This window comes from Pseudoclavibacter helvolus (assembly GCF_014191305.1).
GTDB classification, from domain to species: Bacteria; Actinomycetota; Actinomycetes; order Actinomycetales; family Microbacteriaceae; genus Pseudoclavibacter; species Pseudoclavibacter helvolus.
The window spans coordinates 1363673-1382118 of record NZ_JACHWJ010000001.1 but is presented as its reverse complement, the minus strand read 5'-3'; the positions used below and the strand labels follow the sequence as shown (position 1 = coordinate 1382118).

Here is an 18446-nt window from a genome sequence, read left to right as displayed (position 1 = left end):
GCCAACGGTCCGCGCCGGGCTCCCAGCGCGCGCTGAGCGCACGCCCAGCGCAACGCTGCGCACAGGCACGACTCCGGGAACGCAGGAGAAGCCATGGCTGACAACGAAGTCACCACCACGCCAGATGACGGGCGCCATGAGACGCCCAACGAGCGCTACGACCGCAACTGGAACGAGCTCATGCAGGAGTTCCGCGTGCTGCAGACCGGCACGCAGATCATGGCAGGGTTCCTACTGACCTTGCCGTTCCAGCAGCGGTTCACCGAGCTCGGGCCGTTCGACCACGTGCTCTACCTGTGCCTCGTCATCTTCGCCGTCCTCGTCACGCTCTTCGCGCTCGCTCCGGTTCTGCTGCACCGCCTGCTCTTCCAGGAGCACGCGAAGGCCCAGCTTGTCCACGCGGCGAGCGTCATCCTCATCGTGTGTCTGGTCGCGGCCTCACTGCTCTTCGTCGGCATCGTGCTGTTCGTCTTCGACTTCGTGGTGTCACCCACCGCGGGCCTCTGGGCTGGGGGAGGCGTCGCGGCCCTCGCTGTCTTGCTCTGGACGGTTGGGCCGAGGTGGCTGAGGCGAGCTCGCGACCGCGCAGCACTCGGCTACCCGAGTGCGAACTCGTCGAAGAGGTGAGCCGGTGCCTCCGGCGTGCGGGTGTCGTACACGTAGCTGCCGACCACGGCGCCCGCATCCGCTGACACGGTCAGCACGCTGAAGATGCTCAGGTCGGGGTCGGCGACGTAGGGGAGAGGCAGGTCGGCTACCCCTCGCCGCGGACTGATCGTCGGCACGACCGGGGCGAGCCCGCCCGGGTCGCCCTGGGAGAGGGCGTCGTAGACGTTCCACTGCCGGGGCGGCCCCGCTCGCCGTCGCCCGCTGCTTCGGTCGAATGCTCCGTGCGTGCTGCCGGCGTGCGAGGTCTCGAGGTAGTGCACGCCGGCCTTCGAGGTGAACCGCGACCAGAGGTGGGAGTGGCCGCCGAGAACGAGTTCAACTCCGGCTGCTTCGAGGAGTGGTGCGATATCTCGCAGCAGGATGTTCTCGCTCGACGGGTAGTCGTAGCGCACGCCCGACACCTCGCCGGCCGCATTGCGCTCCTCGAGGCGCACGGGATGCGCGAAGTGCGGCATCGCGTTCACCCCGATGCTGTGCGGGCTCTCGTGCATGACAACAATCCGCAGGCGGGCTTCCGCAAAAGCAGGGCTCGCCAGCTCTCGACGCAGCCAATCATGCTGCTCGCTGCCGGCGCGCAGGTCGTCGATGATGTGCGAACCGTAGCGCTGCCCGAGCGGGTCACCGAGGACTCTGCGGGCCTCCTGGTAGCGGCTCGACACGAATCGATCCTCCGGGTGGTCGTCGGCGCGGTCCGAGCGCCAGACGCGCGCCGCGCTGAGCGCGATGATGCGCACGCCTCCGAACGTGACCGCGTAGTAGCGCGACCCTGATACGGAAGGGAACAGCGTCTCGTAGTTGGAGAGGCTGTGGCCGTCGGCGCAGGCGGCGAGGGGCAGCGCGCTCTCGAACGACTCGGCGAGCATTGCTCCTTCCTCTCTCCGGCCCTGGACCTCGTGGTTGCCGACGACGGGAAAGATCGGGGTGCTTGGCAGGATGCCTTGCATCGAAGGGAAGAACGCCGAGCCTCTGGCGTCGTCGAACCACTCTGAGGCGCGATCGGGAACGTTCACGAAATCACCGGCGTAGAGGACGGCGTCGAACGCGCCAGCAGTCACCGTCGCCTGCTCCATGGCACCGGGGACGCTGGCACCCAGCTGGTGATCGCTGGTCAGCAGGATCCGCAGCAAGGGCACATCAGCCGGGGGAGCGGGGCTCAGGCGAGCGACACGCGATGCGGCGCCGCCGCTGACAACCCGGTACGCGTAGTCCCTGCCTGGGACGAGTCCCGTGGCCCTGGCCGAGACGCGCCACACCTCGCGAGCCACGGTCACCTCGGTCTCGAGGGCTCGACGCAGCTCGATCAGGCCGGTCGGGAGCGCACTCTCGCGATCCTCCGCCATCGCCTTGAGGTGCGTGCTCGACGCATCCACCGTTACGGCACCGGGAAGCAGGATGGCAAGCTCCGAGCTCTGCAGCTCGGTCGCAGTAAGGTTCGCGAGCTGCTCGGCAACTTCGGCCGCGGCGTAGACGAGACGGCTCTCGGGCGGCCGACCGTCGGTCACCCAGGCGACCTCGACGCTGGACTCATCCGGACGGAGCAGGTAGGGCTCGCACAGCAGTCCTATATCGTCTCTGACACGCGTCATTACGCCATCGCCCCCGCTCCGACTCTTGCGGCTATCCCCGCCAGTGGCAAGAGTAATCACATGAGCACCCCCTTGACGCCTCCCTCCGGCGAAATTCCTCCGACGATCTTCAGCAGCGCCGACGAGCTCGCGCCGCTCCCCAAGCTGAGACTGCCCAAGGGCGGCACGAGGAGCGAGGTCGCCTATCAGCTCGTCAGGGACGACGCGATGCTCGACGGCAACGCTCGGCAGAACCTCGCCACCTTCGTCAGCACGTACATGGACGAGCACGCCGACCGTCTCTACTCGGAGACGTTCGATAAGAACATCGTCGATAAGGACGAGTACCGCCGCACCGCCGAGATCGAGCAGCGTTGCTGGAAGATGATCGCCAACCTCTGGCACGTGCCCGACGTGACAAAAGCCATCGGCACAAGCACGGTCGGCTCCTCGGAGGCGGCCATGCTCGCTGGCCTCGCGCTCAAGAAGCGCTGGGCCACCGCACGCAAAGCGAAGGGCCAATCAGCGGATGCACCGAACATCGTGCTCTCGAGCGCCGTGCAGGTGTGCTGGGAGAAGTTCTGCGTCTACTGGGATGTCGAGGCGCGCTTCGTGCCCATCGACGACGCCCATCCGACCCTCTCGGGCGACCAGCTCGACGCCGTCGTCGACGAGAACACCATCGGCGTCGTCGCCATCATGGGCGTCACCTACACGGGCGCCTACGAGCCCGTGAAGGAGATCTCCGCCGCGCTCGACAGGATCCAGGCCGCGCGCGGGTTGGACATCCCCGTGCACGTTGACGGTGCATCCGGTGGCATGATCGCGCCGTTCCTCAACCAGGACCTCGAATGGGACTTCCGCGTCGACCGGGTCGTCTCGATCAACACGTCCGGGCACAAGTACGGGCTCGTGTACCCCGGTCTCGGCTGGGTTGTGTGGCGCGACGTCGACCTCGTGCCGCCGGAGCTGATCTTCCGCGTCAGCTACCTCGGCGGCGACATCCCAACTCTCACGCTGAACTTCTCGCGGCCCGGCGCGCAGGTGCTCCTGCAGTACTACCAGTTCCTGCACCTCGGGTTCTCCGGCTACCAGCGCGTGCAGCGGGCGACGATGGACGTCGCCGAGTTCCTCGCGCAGGAGATCGACACGATGGACGAGTTCACGCTCTTCAACAAGCAGCTCGACATCCCAGTCTTCGCGTGGCAGCGCACGGACGTCGGCGGCGCGTGGACTCTCGCCGACGTCTCGGACCGACTGCGCATGACGGGCTGGCTGGTTCCGTCGTACCCGCTTCCAGACAATCTCAGCGATCGACTTGTGCAGCGCATCGTGGTTCGCAACGGTCTCGGTCGGGACCTGGCGGGTGATCTCATCGGAGACCTCCGGGCCGCTGTCCGCGACCTCGACTCCGGTGCAGCCGGTCACTCCGCCGCCGCTAGCAGCACTCGCGGCTTCGCGCACTAGGCGCTTCTGCCTCTGGCCGTGAGTCGCGGCCACCGTCTTGCGGGGTGCTCCGCCGCTTGGAGCATCCCGCAAGGTGAGAAAGGGCGTTTCCGCGCCGTAAACGAAACATCACAAGGCGAACACGAGCTGCGCAACGCGTCATACAGCGGACTCTCAGGCCGGTAGCGTTGCGCTCACAATTCGGTTGAGGCGATCTGCGTCAGCCGACAGACCGGCAGACGCGGGGGCAGCGCAGGGTTCCGACAGGTTCCAACGCTGCTTCAGACTCTGCCCTGGCCGAGGAGCACGATGCGAACTTCGCTCACCTCACTCCTGCAACGAGTCGCAGACTCACGAAACCAAGTCCTATCCGTCATCGCGGTAGCACTGCTGATACTGCTGACTGGCGGTGCCATCGCGGGAACCGCCCAGGCGGCCACGATCGGCAAGAGCGCGGTCGAGGGACAGACCTACACCATCGCCACCGACACCACGTGGGCGCCGTTCGAATTCGAGATCGACGGCGAACTCCGCGGTATCGACATGGACCTCATCAACGCCATCGCGGATGATCAGGGATTCAACGTCGAGATCAAGTCGCTCGGCTTCGACGGTGCGCTGCAGGCAGTTCAGACCAACGCCGTTGACGGCATGATCGCCGGAATGTCGATCACTGACGAGCGAAAGGGCACGTTCGACTTCTCGAACCCCTACTTCGACTCGGGCATTCAGATGGCCGTCTCCAAGAGCAACAACGACGTCACCACCTACGAGGACCTCGCGGGCAAGACCGTGGCCGCCAAGAACGGCACGGAGGGTTTCACGTTCGCTGAGGCGCTCGGCAAGGAAGTCGGCTTTAGCGTCACGGGCTTCCAGGATGCGTCTGACGCTTTCAACGACGTCACGAGCGGCAACTCGGTTGCTGTCTTCGACGACTTCCCGATCCTCCAGTACGGCATCGAGACGGGTGAGATCAACCTCAAGACCGTCACCGAGCCGGAGCGCGCGTCGTCGTACGGCTTCGCCGTCAACAAGGGCCAGAACCCCGAGCTCCGCGAGGCGTTCAACGAGGGCCTGAAGAACGTCGTCGAGAACGGCACGTACCAGGGCATCCTCGACGAGTACCTCGGAGATGGTGCACCTGAAGCGGCCAAGATCTCTGGTGGCGTCGTCACGCTCGGCAACGAGGTCATCGAGGACGACGGCCCTGGCACGCTCCCGAAGAACCCGCTCTTCGCCGTCGACACCCCGCAGGACAAGGGCTCGTACGTCATCGCGACGGACAACACCTACGCGCCGTTCGAGTTCGAGCAGAACGGCGAGACGATCGGCATCGACATGGACCTGATGCGCGCGATCGCCGCGAACCAGGGCTTCACGGTCGACATCAAGCCGCTCGGCTTCGACGCCGCTCTCCAGGCGGTGCAGTCCGGACAGGCCGACGGCATCATCGCCGGCATGACCATCACCGACGAGCGCAAGGAAGTGTTCGACTTCTCGGAGCCGTACTTCACCTCCGGTGTGCAGATGGCCGTCAAGGATGGCGACACGAGCATCACTGGCTACGAGGACCTCGCCGGTAAGAACGTCGCGGTCAAGACCGGAACGGTCGGCGCATCCACCGCTGAGGAGCTCTCGACCGAGTACGGCTTCACGATCCGCACGTTCTCGGACACCGCAGACATGATCGCGGAGGTGAAGACGGGCAACTCCGTCGCGCTGTTCGAGGACTTCCCGGTGCTGCAGTACGGCATCCAGCAGGGCAACGGCCTCATGACCGTGACCGAGCCCATCGCGGGCGGCGAGTACGGTTTCGCGGTCCTCAAGGGCCAGAACGCCGAGCTCCTCGAGATGTTCGACGCCGGCCTTGCCAACGCTGAAGACACGGGCGTGCTCGACACGATCAACGACCGCTACCTCGGCTCGGAAGAAGAAACCGGACAGGTCGGCTTCTTCGAGCTCGTCGCTGCAGCCTTCCCGTCGCTCATGCTCGGCCTCGGCTACACGCTGCTCGCGACCGCGCTCTCGCTCGTCTTCGCGATGATCCTGGGCCTTGCGTTCGGCTTCCTGAAGATCTCGAAGAACATGCTGCTCCGCGGCATCGCCTCGACGTACGTGAACATCTTCCGAGGCACCCCGGTGCTGGTGCAGGCGTTCTTCTTCTACTTCGGTGTGCCAGCAGTGACGGGCATCTCGCTCGACGCGCTGACGGCCGGTGTGATCACGCTGAGCCTCAACGCCGGTGCGTACATCACGGAGACCGTGCGATCCGGCATCCAGTCGGTTGACCCCGGCCAGATGGAAGCGGCTCGCTCGCTCGGTCTGACGCGTGGCAAGTCGATGCGCCGGGTTGTGCTGCCGCAGGCGTTCAAGATCATGACGCCGTCGCTCATCAACCAGTTCATCATCACGCTTAAGGACACGTCGCTGCTGTCCGTCCTCGGCTTCGCTGAGCTCACCTACCAGGGCCGCATCGTCATCGCGTCGACCTTCCGGTCGTTCGAGATCTGGCTCGTCGTCGGTGTGCTCTACTTCATCGTCATCTACCTGCTGACGGTCCTCTCCAACTACGTCGACAAGAGGTTCAACAAATGAGTGACGTGAACAACTCAGCGTCGGATGCATCCGCAGTGGAGCAGACCCCATTCACGGGACGCTTCGACGCGGTCAACTCGGGCAAGCCGCGCGTGCGCGTCGTCGAGATGCACAAGTCGTTCGGCCCCGTCGAGGTGCTCAAGGGCATCGACCTGGAGATCGCGAACGGCGAGGTCATCGCGATCATCGGCCCGTCCGGTTCCGGAAAGTCGACGCTCCTGCGCTGTCTCAACCGCCTCGAAGAGGTCACCAAGGGCCACGTCTTCGTCGACGACGACGACATCACCGCCCCGAAGACGAACCTCGACAAGGTGCGCCAGCGCATCGGCATGGTGTTCCAGCACTTCAACCTCTTCCCGCACATGACCGTGCTGGAGAACGTGACGCTGGCGCCCCGCGAGATCAAGGGCATCACGAAGGAAGCGGCCAACAAGCGCGGCGAAGAGCTGCTGCGCCGAGTCGGCCTCGACCACCTCATGGATCGCCGCCCCGCGCAGCTCTCCGGCGGTCAGAAGCAGCGCGTGGCGATCGCCCGCGCGCTGGCCATGGACCCGGAGATCATGCTGTTCGACGAGGCCACGAGCGCCCTCGACCCCGAGATGGTCGGCGAAGTGCTCCAGGTCATCCGCGACCTCGCGAAGTCGGGCATGACGATGGCCCTGGTCACACACGAGATGGGCTTCGCACGCGAAGTCGCTGACCGCGTCGTGTTCATGGCCGACGGCAAGATCGTCGAGATGGGAACGCCTGACGAGCTCTTCGGGAACCCGAAGGAGTCGCGCACGCAGGACTTCCTCGGCAAGGTTCTCTAGCCGCCGCAGCGCGTTCCAGCGCTGAAGAACGACGTGCCCCCTGTCCAGTGGACAGGGGGCACGTCGTTTCCACTAGCCTGTCGAGGTGACGCTCAACTATGCACCCCCAGAGGCCCAGTTCGCCAACGACACCACCCCCGGATCCGAATGGTGGCGGTCGGCCGTCATCTACCAGGTCTACCCGCGCTCGTTCGCGGATGGCAGCGGTGACGGGATCGGCGATCTCGCCGGTGTGACGGAGCACATCCCAGACCTCGCCGACCTTGGCATCGACGCCATCTGGCTGTCCCCGTTCTACCCGTCGCCCCTCAACGACGCCGGCTACGACGTCGCCGATTACTGCGACGTCGACCCCGTGTTCGGCACGCTCGCCGAGTTCGACCGGATGCTCGAGGCTGCTCACGAGCGCGGCATCCGCATCATCGTCGACATCGTCCCGAACCACTCTTCCTCGGAACACGCCTGGTTCAAGGCGGCGCTTGCCGCAGGGCCAGGCAGCCCTGAGCGTGCCCGCTACCTGTTCCGCGAAGGCAAGGGCGAGCATGGCGAGCTGCCGCCGAACAACTGGCAGTCGCTGTTCGGCGGACCAGCCTGGACGCGCCTCACGGAGGCCGACGGCACGCCGGGCCAGTGGTACCTGCACCTCTTCGACTCCACGCAGCCCGACTTCGACTGGTCGAACCCCGTCGTGCACCAGGACTTCGAGGACATCCTCCGCTTCTGGCTCGACCGCGGTGTCGACGGCTTCCGCATTGACGTCGCCCACGGCTTGGCCAAGGAGGACGGGCTGCCCGACTACATTCCGGTCGAGAGCAACCTGCCGATCGTCGGCGACCCCCGCACGCCGTACCTCGGCCAGGAGGCCGTGCACGAGATCTTCCGCGCCTGGCACCTGGTCGCCGCCGAGTACGACGGCGACCGAGTCCTGTGCGGCGAGGCATGGCTTCCGAGCGTCGAGGAGATGGCCGAGTGGGTTCGCCCTGGCCAGCTGCACCAGACCTTCAACTTCGCGTACCTGCGGGCACCTTGGGACGCGGACGGGCAGAAGGAGGTCGTGACGCGCTCGCTTGCCGCGTTCGCCGCATCCGGCGCCCCGAGCACGTGGGTGCTGTCGAACCATGACACCGTGCGCCACGCGACCCGCCTCGCGCTGACGGAGCCGAACACGCACGGCGCCGGCGTCGGCCCGAAGACGCCTGGCCAGCCAGACCCGGTTGTGGGGGAGCGCCGGGCGCGTGCCGCCACAGCCCTCATGCTCGGCCTGCCGGGTTCGAGCTACCTCTACCAGGGCGAAGAGCTCGGACTGCCCGACGTCATCGACCTCGCCGACGAGGACCGCCAGGACCCGATCTTCATCCGCTCGGAGGGTGAGCTGTACGGCCGCGACGGCTGCCGCGTGCCGATCCCGTGGGCGGCGGAAGGCAAGAGCTTCGGCTTCAGCGAGACCGGTGAGTCCTGGCTGCCGCAGCCAGCGCTGTGGGGGAAGCTCGCGCGCAGCGAGCAGGTGCACGACGCCGCCTCGACCCTCAACCTGTACCGCTCGCTGCTCGCGCTGCGTCGCGAGCACGATCTCGGCATGGGGGATGCGCGCTTCGAGTGGGTCGACGGCTTCGGCGACGAGGTGCTCGCGTACCGCAACGGCGACGTCACCGTGATCACGAACTTCGGCGCCGAGCTGGTGGCCCTGCCTGCCGGCTTCCGGGTGCTCGCTCGCAGCGAGGTCGCGCACGTCGACGGCGCTGGGCTGCTCACGACCGACACGACGGTCTGGCTGGGTGCCGAGCAGTAGCTCCGTCGCCCTGGACGTAACGGCGACGGGCAGTGCCGGGGCTGCGAGGCTTATCACCGAGCTCTCGACCCCGGCGCTGCCCGTCGTCGTCATCTCGCTGCTGTGCGGCATCTCGAGTGCCCCGGGCTGGGCAGGCCTCCTGTGGGGCGCGATCCCGGCCGTCCTTTGCGGGGTTGTGCCGTATGCGGTGCTTGAGATCGCGTCTCGGCGCGGGATGCTCACCGACCGTCACGTCACGCAGAAGCGGCAGCGTCCGTGGGCCTACGGAATCTGCCTCTTGTCCGTCGGCGTGAGTGTCGTGCTGCTGGCAGTGCTCGGTGCTCCGTCGATGATGTTCTGGGCGCTCGCGACGATGTTCGCGAAGCTGATCGCGGCAGGCGGCATCACCCTGGTCGGCCCGAAGGTCTCGGTGCATGCGTTCTGTTGGAGCGCACTGTGCGCGTTCCTCGCGCTGCTCTTCTCGCCTTGGTGGCTGCTGCTTGGCCTCGTCCTGCCGGTGATCGCCTGGAGTCGTCTCCGGCTCGGGCACCACTCGCCGACCGAGGTTGTGCTCGGAACCGTCCTCGGCGCGCTGGTCACGGCGGTTGCCTGGTTCTTGCAACCGATGTGATCGGCGGCGCGGGCGGGCCGACCCGCGGCGCGGCTGGGTACAGCTCAGTCGGATCGTACGCCTCTTCGCTGACTCAAGACACAGCCAATTGTGGATGCCGGGGAGCACATTCGAAGCGGTGGCCGGATAACGCCGGCCCAGTTTCGGAAGGATTGAGCAGATGGCATTTGAGGGCAAAGTCGCGATCGTAACCGGCGGCGGTTCGGGGATCGGCGAGGCGATCGCGAAGGACCTCGCGGCGAACGGCGTCAAGGTTGTCGTCTCGGACATCAATCTTGACGGCGCGAAGCGGGTTGTCGGTGAGATCGAGGCTGCTGGCGGCACGGCGTCGGCGTTCGAGGCGAACACGGCAGTCGCCGAAGACAGCGTTCGAACCGTCGAGTTCGCGGTTGCGACCTACGGGAAGCTCAACTACGCGGTGAACAACGCTGGTATCGGCGGCAAGGCTGCCCCCGCCGCCGAGGTCGAGGTTGACGACTGGGACCGCGTCATCAACATCAACCTCAATGGCGTCCTCTACGGCCTGCGCGCACAGATCCCCGCCATCCTCGCGGCAGGAGCGGACGAGGGCGCGATCGTCAACATGGCGTCGATCCACGGCACCGTCGCCGCGATCGGCAGTGGCGCGTACACGGCCGCGAAGCACGGCGTGGTCGGCCTCACCAAGAACGCGGCAGCAGAGTACGGGCCGCAGGGTCTGCGCATTAACGCGGTCGGCCCCGCGTACATCCGCACCCCACTGCTCGAGCAGCACCTCGACGCCGCTGGCTTCGCCGCGCTCGAGGCGAAGCATCCGCTTGGCCGCCTCGGAAAGCCAGAGGAAGTGGCGAACCTCGCGACGTTCCTGCTCTCCGAGAAGGCGAGCTTCATGACGGGCTCCTACGTGCTCGTCGACGGCGGCTACACGGCGGTCTAGCGGTCTAACCGCCGCGCCGGCCACAAGTGTCAGCCAGAAGCACGCTCCTCCTCGGAGCAGCGTGCTTCTTGCTGACTCTTCGTGCCGCGGTGGGCTCGGCTGCTACTTGGCTGACAGAGCCTGGCGGATGCGCTTGAGCGAGACCGTCTCAGCTGTGCCGAGCTGCTGAGCGAAGAGGCTCACGCGGAACTCCTCGAGCATCCACCTGACCTGCACGATGGGTGCGGGGGCCGTGCGGCTCACGGGGAACGTGCCGCCGGCCTCCGTGTAGAGGGCCGTCGCCTGCTCGACCTGCATGAGGCCGGCCCGTTCGATGCTCGAGTGGCTGAGCACGCGCTCGAGTCGGTAGGTGAGGGCACGCAGGTAGCGCGGCAGGTGCGCGAGGCGGGCGACGCCGGTCTTCGACACGAAGCCGGGGTAGACGAGCGCCTGCAGCTGCGAGCGCGCGTCGGAGAGCGACGGCAGTACGGAGATGTGGTTCGCCGACTTGAGCGCCTTGTTGGCCTCGCGGAAGCGGTCGAGCACCTCGGAGACGAGCTTGGTCTGCGCGAACATGCGATCGACGAGCGTCGCGTTGAAGGCGTCGCGCAGCTCGTCGAAGGCCGCGCGAGTGCGCACCGGCCCGCCGTGCTCGGCGCTGTACGCGGCGACCGCGTCCTGCGCGAGGGCGGCGACGATGTCGTTGAAGAGCGCGGGCGTCGAGTGGTACGGGCTCGTCGCGAGGGCGAGCTTCTCCTTCGCCGTCAGGTGCTCCTGCACGTAGCTGGCGGGGGACGGCACGGATGCGGCGAGCAGGGCCGCGACCCCGACGGGATGCTCGCGTGCCTGGTCCTCGGGTGTGGTCACGAGGCGCAGGTCGATGCTGCCCTTGACGACGGCAAGCGAGGGGTAGGCGCGAATCACGCCGTGCTTGCGCTTGATGTCGATGAGCTCGGGGATCTCGTCGAGCGGCCACTCGCTGAGCGCGTGCTGGTCGTAGCGGAGCTCCGCCGTCGACGCGCTCTGCGCGGGCACCGAACCGGCCTCGCGCACGCCACTCCCTGGCCGTGCCGGGGCCGCGACCTGCTGCGTGGCGCGCAGCACGGAGGCCTCCGACGCCTTCTTCAGCTTCTCCTGCAGCCTCTTCAGGTCTTCGCCCGTGCCGAGCTCGCGGCCGCGGTCGTCGAGCACCCGGAAGCGCACGCGCAGGTGCGACGGCACGCGGCTCCAGTCGAACTCGCTGACGTCGAAGCGGATGCCCGCCTGCCGCTGCATGATCTGTCGAAGCGCGTCGTCGAAGTCGCCTGGCACGTCCTGGCCCAGGTCGGGTCGAGCCTCGCCGAGCTCGCCGAGCAGCTTGTCGGCCCAGTCGGAGGAGGGCACGAAGTTGCGCCGCGTCGCTTTGGGCAGCGACTTGAGGAGCGCGATGACCAGCTCCCGACGCATGCCGGGCACCTGCCAGTCGAAGCCGCGGTCGTCGAGCCGAGAGAGCAGGGGGAGCGGGATGTTGACGGTCACTCCGTCGTCGGGCGCTCCCGGGTCGAAGCGGTACCTGAGGCGGAGGCGCTGGTCGCCCTGCTTCCACTCGGTCGGGAAGCCGGCGCCCTGCTCGTCGGGGTCGGCGTGCTCCTCGCCGAGCACATCCGCCCGCGTCATGGTGAGCAGCTGCGGGGTCTGCTTCTGCGCGCCCTGCCACCACTTCTCGAACGTCGACTGCGAGACGACGTCGCGCGGGAGCCGTTCGTCGTAGAACTCGAACACGGCGTCTTCGTCGTCGGAGTAGGCGCCGCGAGACCGCGTGCGCTCCTCGAGGTCGGCGAGGGACTTGCGCAGAGCCCGGTTCTTCGAGTCGAAGCTGTGGCGGCCGTTCCAGTCGCCCTCGACGAGTGCATGGCGGATGAACAGGTCGCGCGACCAGGCCGGGTCGATCTTCGAGAACTGCACGGTGCGGCCGCGGACGATCGGCACGCCGTAGAGGGTGACGCGCTCGATGGCGACCGCCGAGCCCTGCTTCTTCTCCCAGTGCGGGTCGGAGTGGTTGCGTTTCGCGAGGTCGCCGGCGAGCGCCTCGGCCCAGGCCGGGTCGATCTTCGCGACGGTGCGCGCGAACAGGCGGCTCGTCTCGACGAGCTCGGCGGCCATGACGACGTCTGGCTGCTTCTTGGCCTTCGCGAGGCCTGAGCCGGGGAAGATCTGGAACCGCGTGCCGCGGGCACCCGCGTAGTCGCGCTTCAGCTCGTCGCGGATGCCGATGTGGCTGAGGAGGCCCGCGAGCATGGAGCGGTGGATGGCATCGGCGAGCGCGCCGGGCTCCTGTACCTGTCCGGCGGCCGGCCGCTGCACCTTGAGGCCGATGGGGCCGGCGAGCTGGCGCAGCTGGCGGAACACGTCCTGCCACTCGCGGAAGCGCACGAAGTTGATGAACTCGTCGCGGCACTTGCGCCGGAAAGCGCTCGAGCCGAGCTCCTGGCTCTGCTCCTCGAGGTAGTTCCAGAGGTTGACGAGCGTTAGGAAGTCGCTGGACGGGTCGCGGAAGCGGGCGTGCAGCTCGTCGGCCTTCTGCCGGTGGTCGAGGGGCCGTTCGCGGATGTCCTGCACCGTCATGCCGGCCACGATGATGAGCACCTCGCGGCTCACGTCGTGCTGCTTCGACTCGATGACCATGCGCCCGAAGCGAGGGTCGATGGGGAGTCGGGCGAGGCTGCGGCCCGTCTTCGTCAGACGGAGCTGGCTAGCCTTTCCGTGGCTGGCCTTGCCGGGCTCGACGGCGCCGAGCTCGCTGAGCAGGTCGGTGCCGTCCTTGATGCCGCGCGCGTCCGGCGGCTGCAGGAACGGGAACTCGGAGAGGGCGCCGAGGCCGAGCTCGAGCATCTGCAGGAGCACGCTCGCGAGGTTCGTGCGGAGGATCTCGGGCTCGGTGAACTCGGGGCGGCGGTCGAAGTCGGCCTCCGAGTAGAGGCGGATGGCGATGCCCGCCGAGGTGCGGCCGGCGCGGCCGGAGCGTTGCTTCGCGGAGGCCTGGGAGATGGCCTCGATGGGGAGGCGCTGCACCTTCGCGCGCGTCGAGTAGCGCGAGATGCGGGCGGTTCCCGTGTCGATGACGGCGACGATGCCTGGCACCGTGAGGCTCGTCTCGGCGACGTTCGTCGCCAGAACCACTCGGCGGCGCACGCCGGGTGGGCGCTTCGACTCGAACACGCGGTGCTGCTCGGCGGAGGAGAGGCGGCCGAAGAGCGGCAGCACCTCGGTGGACTCTGGGCGGCGCTCGCGCGCGAGGTGCGCGCGGATCGCGTCCTGCGCATCCCGGATCTCCTGCTCGCCCGACAGGAACACGAGCACGTCACCCGGCAGGTCGCGGTCGAGCTCGTCGAGCGCATCCACGATGCCCTCGAACATGTCCCGCTCCGGGGTCTGCGGGGCGGCGTCCTCGTCGTCTTCTCCTGGCAGAGCAGCATCGGCGACGAGGGGGCGGTAGCGCACGTCGACGGGGAACGTTCGACCGGAGACCTCGATCATCGGGGCGTCGTTGAAGTGCTTCGAGAACGACTCAGGGTCGATCGTCGCCGACGTGATGATGACCTTGAGGTCTGGGCGTTTCGGCAGGAGCGTCTTCAGGTAACCGAGGAGGAAGTCGATGTTGAGGCTGCGCTCGTGGGCCTCGTCGATGATGATCGTGTCGTACTTGCGGAGCAGCCGGTCGCGGTGGATCTCGTTGAGGAGGATGCCGTCCGTCATGAGCTTGACGCGCGTCTCGGCAGACACCTCGTCGGTGAAGCGCACCTGGTAGCCGACGAGCCCGCCGATGTCGCCGCCGAGTTCGTCGGCGATGCGCTCGGCGATCGTGCGCGCGGCGATGCGTCGTGGCTGCGTGTGCCCGATCATCGTGCGACCGAGCTCGAGGCAGATCTTCGGTAGCTGCGTGGTCTTGCCTGAGCCCGTCTCGCCCGCGACGATGACCACCTGGTTTGCGGCGATGGCGTCGCGGATCTCGTCCCGCATCTGGCTGACGGGCAGCTCCGGCGGGTAGGAGATCGCGAGGGGAGTCGTAGTCATGAGCAGTTCAGTCTATTGCCAGGTGCGTCCAGAATGTGCCTCGCACCGGCCACTCAGCGGGCCCGGTTCGCCATCGTTCGCTTCCAGCGTGGTGTGGGAGTTCGCTTTAGTTGCACACGCTTGGTAAAACTGTGGGATGACCGCATTGCAGATCCCCAACGTTTCCCTCAACGACGGCACCAGCATCCCCCAACTCGGCTTCGGTGTCTTCAAGGTCGACCCGGCAGAGACCGAGCGCATCGTCTCCGACGCGCTCGAGGTCGGTTACCGCCACATCGACACCGCCAAGATCTACGGCAACGAGGAGGGTGTGGGCCGCGCGATCGCGAAGTCGGGCATCCCGCGCGACGAGCTCTACGTCACCACGAAGCTGTGGAACGACGAGCAGGGTCGCGACACGCCTCGCGCCGCGATCGACGCGAGCCTCGAGCGCCTCGGCCTCGAGAAGGCGGACCTGTACCTCATCCACTGGCCGACGCCGAAGCAGAACAAGTACGTCGAGAGCTGGGAGGCGCTTGTCGAACTGCAGCAGGCTGGCCTCACGACGTCGATCGGTGTGTGCAACTTCTTCGAGTCGCACCTGCGCGACATCATCTCGGCCACGGGCGTGAAGCCTGTCGTCAACCAGATCGAGCAGCACCCGGCGCTGCAGCAGCCCGAACTCGACGCCTACCTGCGTGCCGAGGACATCAAGACCGAGGCGTGGGGGCCGCTTGGCCAGGCCAAGTACCCGCTCTTCGAGCTCGAGCCCGTCACGGCGGCCGCGGATGCACACGGCAAGACACCCGCGCAGGTTGTCATCCGCTGGCACATCCAGAAGGGCAACATCGTCTTCCCGAAGACCACATCGCGTGAGCGCATGATCGAGAACGCCCAGGTCTTCGACTTCGAGCTGTCCGGTGCCGAGTTCGACGCCATCACGGCGCTTGAGCGTGGCGAAGAGGGACGCGTCTCGGCGCACCCCAACGAAGTGAACTAGCTCCCCGCAGTCGCTGAGAACGGCCGGTGCTCCCACAGGGGGCACCGGCCGCTTCACTTGCGATGTCGAAGACGTCGGTCGGCTCGCCTCCGAAGATCGAGCGCGTTGCGACGCGGCGGCGGGGGAGCGAGTGCAGCGGCGTCAGGCCATGCTCTGTCGCGTGCTGGGCGAAGGCGACCACCTGCAGGTAGGCGTCACCGGTCTCGGCGACGAGATCGTCCGCGTTGGCGGATCCCGCGAAGGTCAGCTCCGTGCGTCTCGGCAGGGTTCCAGAGGCAAGTTGCCCGCCACCGCTGGCCAGTTTCGAGATCTCCTCCTGCAAGCTTCGCAACTGCCGCACCGAGAGGGGCGCCGCAATCCGGTGGGCGAAGAGCATCCGCGTGTCGGTCTCTCCGCCCGCGGCCATAGTCCACGCCTCGTCCTCGACGGCGATGCTGGCCTGCTCGAGTACGTCGAGGAGCCTACGGTCGAGCTCCGGCGTGACGACGGCGAGGTCGCTGAACGTCTGCACAATGTCCTCGGGGTCCGCGGGCGAGCCGAGGTCGACGCTGATCGCCACCCAGTGGGTCTCGGGAACGTCGACGTATTCCGTCACGAAGTCCGCCACATCTCGTGTTGCGACGTGCTCGGCGATGTCGAGGTAGAAGTCTTCCATGCTGCGGCGAAGGGCGAGCTTCTCGCGCCAGTCGGCGACGGAGAACGAGCCAGCGTCGTCGATCTCCGCAAGGGGAACGTGCGCGCGGCGGAGGAAGTCCAGGCGAAGCCCGGCACGCAGCTGGTCGTGGGAGAACGTGCGGTAGCCGGACGCCGGGTCGACATCGGCCGGCGTGAGGAGGCCCCGCTGCGCGTAGACGCGCAGGGCCTTGGGGGAGAGACCTGTCAGTGCGCGGAACTCCCCGGCGGTCAGTCCTGAGTGTGCTGAATTGGTCATGCATCCACCCTGAGTCATGCCCCTGGGGCCAGGTCAACTCGGGATGTTGCTGCCGCGTGGGCGGCTCGACGAGGCTGGGCTCGTGGGCCGGCGTTCTGCCAAGGCGGTCGCCCAGACGGCGCGGTTCGTCCTGACGTACCGCGCGGCAGCCTCCCAGTGCGCGCCGTGCCCATCGTGGAACATCGACGCCCAGGGTTCGTGCCCCGTCAGGCCCGAGGTGCGCAGCAGGTCGTGCATGGCGCTGGCCCGCTCGGCCATCGCAGAAGGTAGGTGCCTGCGCATTTCGGGATCCGCGCCGTAGCCGTCGACGAATGCGGCGAGCTCGAGGGCGGCGACCTCTGGCGGTTTCTCCGTGTCGTTGAGCGTGAAGGCTTGGGCCGCGTAGGCTGTGTCCCACAGCCGGGTGCTGGGAGCTGCGGCGTCCCAGTCGATGAACACCCAACGGTCACCCATGATGAGGTTCCACGGTGCCAAGTCGTTGTGACACATCAGCTCGGCCCCTGGCGCCTCGATCGCCGTCTCCCAGCTTGCCTGTGGCCTCGGCTCGAAGCCTGAGCTCGCCTCGTGGATTGCGCGTACCAGCGAACCGACCCGGTGCAGGGCCGTCAGGGAAAGCGCAGGGGCATCAATCGCGAGGGTGCCTGGGATGAACTCCTGCACCTGCCGGCCAGACTCGTCACGGCCCAGGGGCGTCGGCGCATCCACACCCGCTTTTCGGAGGAAGGTCACGAACTCGACGACGCCCGCCGTCGATGCGCTCCACCGCTTCCGCACCGTGTCCCCGACACGGACGACCTCACCACCGACGTTGCCGCCATCAAGATGCTCAGCGTCGTCCATCTCACGAGGTTAGCCGTGCGCCAAGTGAGGCGTCTGGAGGCAGACGCGCGATGGGCTCGCGCGCATCGACTCGATCTCGGGGCGCTCTCGAACTCGCGCACTCACAGGATGCGGAAGGACCTCGGATGGCTCGCCCAAGGAAGCCTCCTAGCCTCGCACGATGACGAATTCAAAGACTCGCAAATTTGCTGGGCTCAGCGGACTCGCTGCGGTTGGAGTGTTGGCCGGTGCCCTCTTCTCGGCAACTCCCGCCAACGCCGCGGGGTCCGCCTACTACGCCTTTCCGACGCAGGCCGAGTGCCTGACGAAGTGGGGAGCTGTCGTCGGAGGCTCGATTGGCACGGGCTGAAACGTCTACATCGGGCCGAACGCGTGCGAGCAGGACACGAGCGGGACCTTCGCGGGCATGTATCGCCTGTACGTCGCGTACCCGTGAGCCGTCATGGCGCAAGCCGTACGTGAGCGGAAAGGCGGCTAGGTCGGTCGGCCGGCGATAGCCGCGAGTTCGCCCACTGAACCGTCGGCGATGACGCGCAGGTGCTCAGTGATCGTCTCGATCGGCCAGTCCCACCAGGCGACGTCGAGTAGCGCCTCGATGTCGGCGTCGTCGAAGCGGCGGCGGATGAGCGTGGCCGGGTTGCCGGCGACGATTCCGTAGTCGGGCACGTCTTTCGTGACGACGGAGGAGGTCGAGATGATCGCGCCGTGGCCGATGTGCACCCCCGGCATGATCGTCACGTCACCGCCGATCCACACGTCGTTGCCGACGACGGTGTTGCCGCGGCTCGGCAAGTCGGTGACGAGGTCGAAGTGCTGCGCCCACGAGCCGCCCATGATCGGGAACGGGTAGGTCGACGGACCCGACCTGCGGTGGTTCGCGCCGTTCATGATGAACTTCACGCCGGCCGCGATCGCGCAGAACTTTCCGATGATGAGGCGGTCTGGCCCGTAGTGGTGCAGCACGTTGCGGGTCTCGAACGCCGTCGCATCGTCAGGATCGTCGTAGTAGGTGAAGTCGCCGACGCTGACGAGCGGGCTGGTGATCAAGGGCTTGAGTAAGACGACCCGTTCTTGCCCCTCGATCGGATGCAGCGTGCTGGGGTCGGGGGGGGGAAGGGCGGGCTCGTTCACCGGCTCAGTGTAAATCTCGAGTTCCTCGCGCACATCTCAGTTGGCGTCGCGCAGGAGCGATCCGTGTGGCCGCAGCGTGCACACTTGAGGCGAGTGCACCGGACCTTCCGGTGCCCGAACGCCTGCGAGGA

At 67.1% G+C, this 18446-nt stretch carries 14 protein-coding genes; 9 read left to right on the top strand and 5 right to left on the bottom strand.

All coding sequences use genetic code 11. From position 1 onward, the window contains the following. The first annotated feature begins 93 nt into the window (after window positions 1–93). A complete protein-coding gene (locus FHX72_RS06525; protein WP_183623752.1) occupies window positions 94–627 on the top strand; it encodes a DUF6328 family protein in 534 nt (177 codons plus the stop codon). Here FHX72_RS06525 and FHX72_RS06520 read toward each other — a convergent pair. Continuing rightward, on the bottom strand, window positions 597–2255 hold the full coding sequence (locus FHX72_RS06520) for a metallophosphoesterase family protein (protein ID WP_183623750.1): 1659 nt from the start codon (window positions 2253–2255) through the stop codon (window positions 597–599). The two genes, FHX72_RS06525 and FHX72_RS06520, sit on opposite strands and share 31 nt — an antisense overlap. Before the next feature lie 60 nt (window positions 2256–2315). Here FHX72_RS06520 and gad point away from each other — a divergent pair, with 60 nt between their 5' ends. The 6 genes from gad (at window position 2316) to FHX72_RS06490 (ending at window position 10402) form a co-directional block, all read left to right on the top strand. After that, window positions 2316–3701 carry a glutamate decarboxylase gene (gene gad / locus FHX72_RS06515; protein WP_183623748.1) on the top strand — a complete coding sequence of 462 codons (1386 nt, stop codon included), beginning with the start codon at window positions 2316–2318 and terminating at the stop codon, window positions 3699–3701. Window positions 3702–3989: 288 nt separating this feature from the next. Beyond that, complete coding sequence (locus FHX72_RS06510; RefSeq protein ID WP_183623745.1) at window positions 3990–6275, top strand: amino acid ABC transporter substrate-binding protein/permease; 2286 nt, start codon at window positions 3990–3992, stop codon at window positions 6273–6275. Window positions 6276–6382: 107 nt separating this feature from the next. Beyond that, the gene (locus FHX72_RS06505) at window positions 6383–7087 is read left to right on the top strand and encodes an amino acid ABC transporter ATP-binding protein (protein ID WP_068478862.1); all 705 of its coding nucleotides are present in this window, start codon (window positions 6383–6385) and stop codon (window positions 7085–7087) included. An 85-nt stretch (window positions 7088–7172) separates the two neighbouring features. After that, a complete protein-coding gene (locus tag FHX72_RS06500; RefSeq protein ID WP_183623743.1) occupies window positions 7173–8876 on the top strand; it encodes an alpha-amylase family glycosyl hydrolase in 1704 nt (567 codons plus the stop codon). Beyond that, window positions 8863–9486, top strand: coding sequence for a phosphatase PAP2 family protein (locus tag FHX72_RS06495; protein ID WP_183623741.1), 624 nt, complete (start codon window positions 8863–8865; stop codon window positions 9484–9486). Before FHX72_RS06500 ends, FHX72_RS06495 begins: the two co-directional genes overlap by 14 nt. A gap of 160 nt (window positions 9487–9646) precedes the next feature. Beyond that, a complete protein-coding gene (locus FHX72_RS06490; RefSeq protein WP_068478713.1) occupies window positions 9647–10402 on the top strand; it encodes an SDR family NAD(P)-dependent oxidoreductase in 756 nt (251 codons plus the stop codon). Window positions 10403–10504: 102 nt separating this feature from the next. Here the strand turns inward: FHX72_RS06490 and hrpA are convergent, their stop codons facing one another. Further along, window positions 10505–14434, bottom strand: coding sequence for an ATP-dependent RNA helicase HrpA (gene hrpA / locus FHX72_RS06485; RefSeq protein ID WP_183623739.1), 3930 nt, complete (start codon window positions 14432–14434; stop codon window positions 10505–10507). Between the two features lie 136 nt (window positions 14435–14570). Here hrpA and FHX72_RS06480 point away from each other — a divergent pair, with 136 nt between their 5' ends. Further along, window positions 14571–15413, top strand: a complete 843-nt coding sequence (locus FHX72_RS06480; RefSeq protein ID WP_183623737.1) for an aldo/keto reductase — start codon at window positions 14571–14573, stop codon at window positions 15411–15413. Here the strand turns inward: FHX72_RS06480 and FHX72_RS06475 are convergent. Both FHX72_RS06475 and FHX72_RS06470 read right to left on the bottom strand, forming a co-directional pair. Further along, window positions 15352–16344 carry a MerR family DNA-binding transcriptional regulator gene (locus FHX72_RS06475; RefSeq protein ID WP_183623735.1) on the bottom strand — a complete coding sequence of 331 codons (993 nt, stop codon included), beginning with the start codon at window positions 16342–16344 and terminating at the stop codon, window positions 15352–15354. The two genes, FHX72_RS06480 and FHX72_RS06475, sit on opposite strands and share 62 nt — an antisense overlap. Before the next feature lie 33 nt (window positions 16345–16377). Further along, entirely contained in the window at window positions 16378–17184 is an 807-nt protein-coding gene (locus FHX72_RS06470; protein ID WP_068478701.1) for a phosphotransferase, read from the bottom strand. A 160-nt stretch (window positions 17185–17344) separates the two neighbouring features. Between FHX72_RS06470 and FHX72_RS06465 the strand changes: the two genes are divergently transcribed. After that, window positions 17345–17533, top strand: coding sequence for a hypothetical protein (locus FHX72_RS06465; protein WP_068494489.1), 189 nt, complete (start codon window positions 17345–17347; stop codon window positions 17531–17533). A 125-nt stretch (window positions 17534–17658) separates the two neighbouring features. On the opposite strand, the gene FHX72_RS06460 is transcribed toward FHX72_RS06465, so the two are convergent. Beyond that, on the bottom strand, window positions 17659–18315 hold the full coding sequence (locus tag FHX72_RS06460; protein ID WP_183623733.1) for a CatB-related O-acetyltransferase: 657 nt from the start codon (window positions 18313–18315) through the stop codon (window positions 17659–17661). Window positions 18316–18446 lie beyond the last annotated feature (131 nt).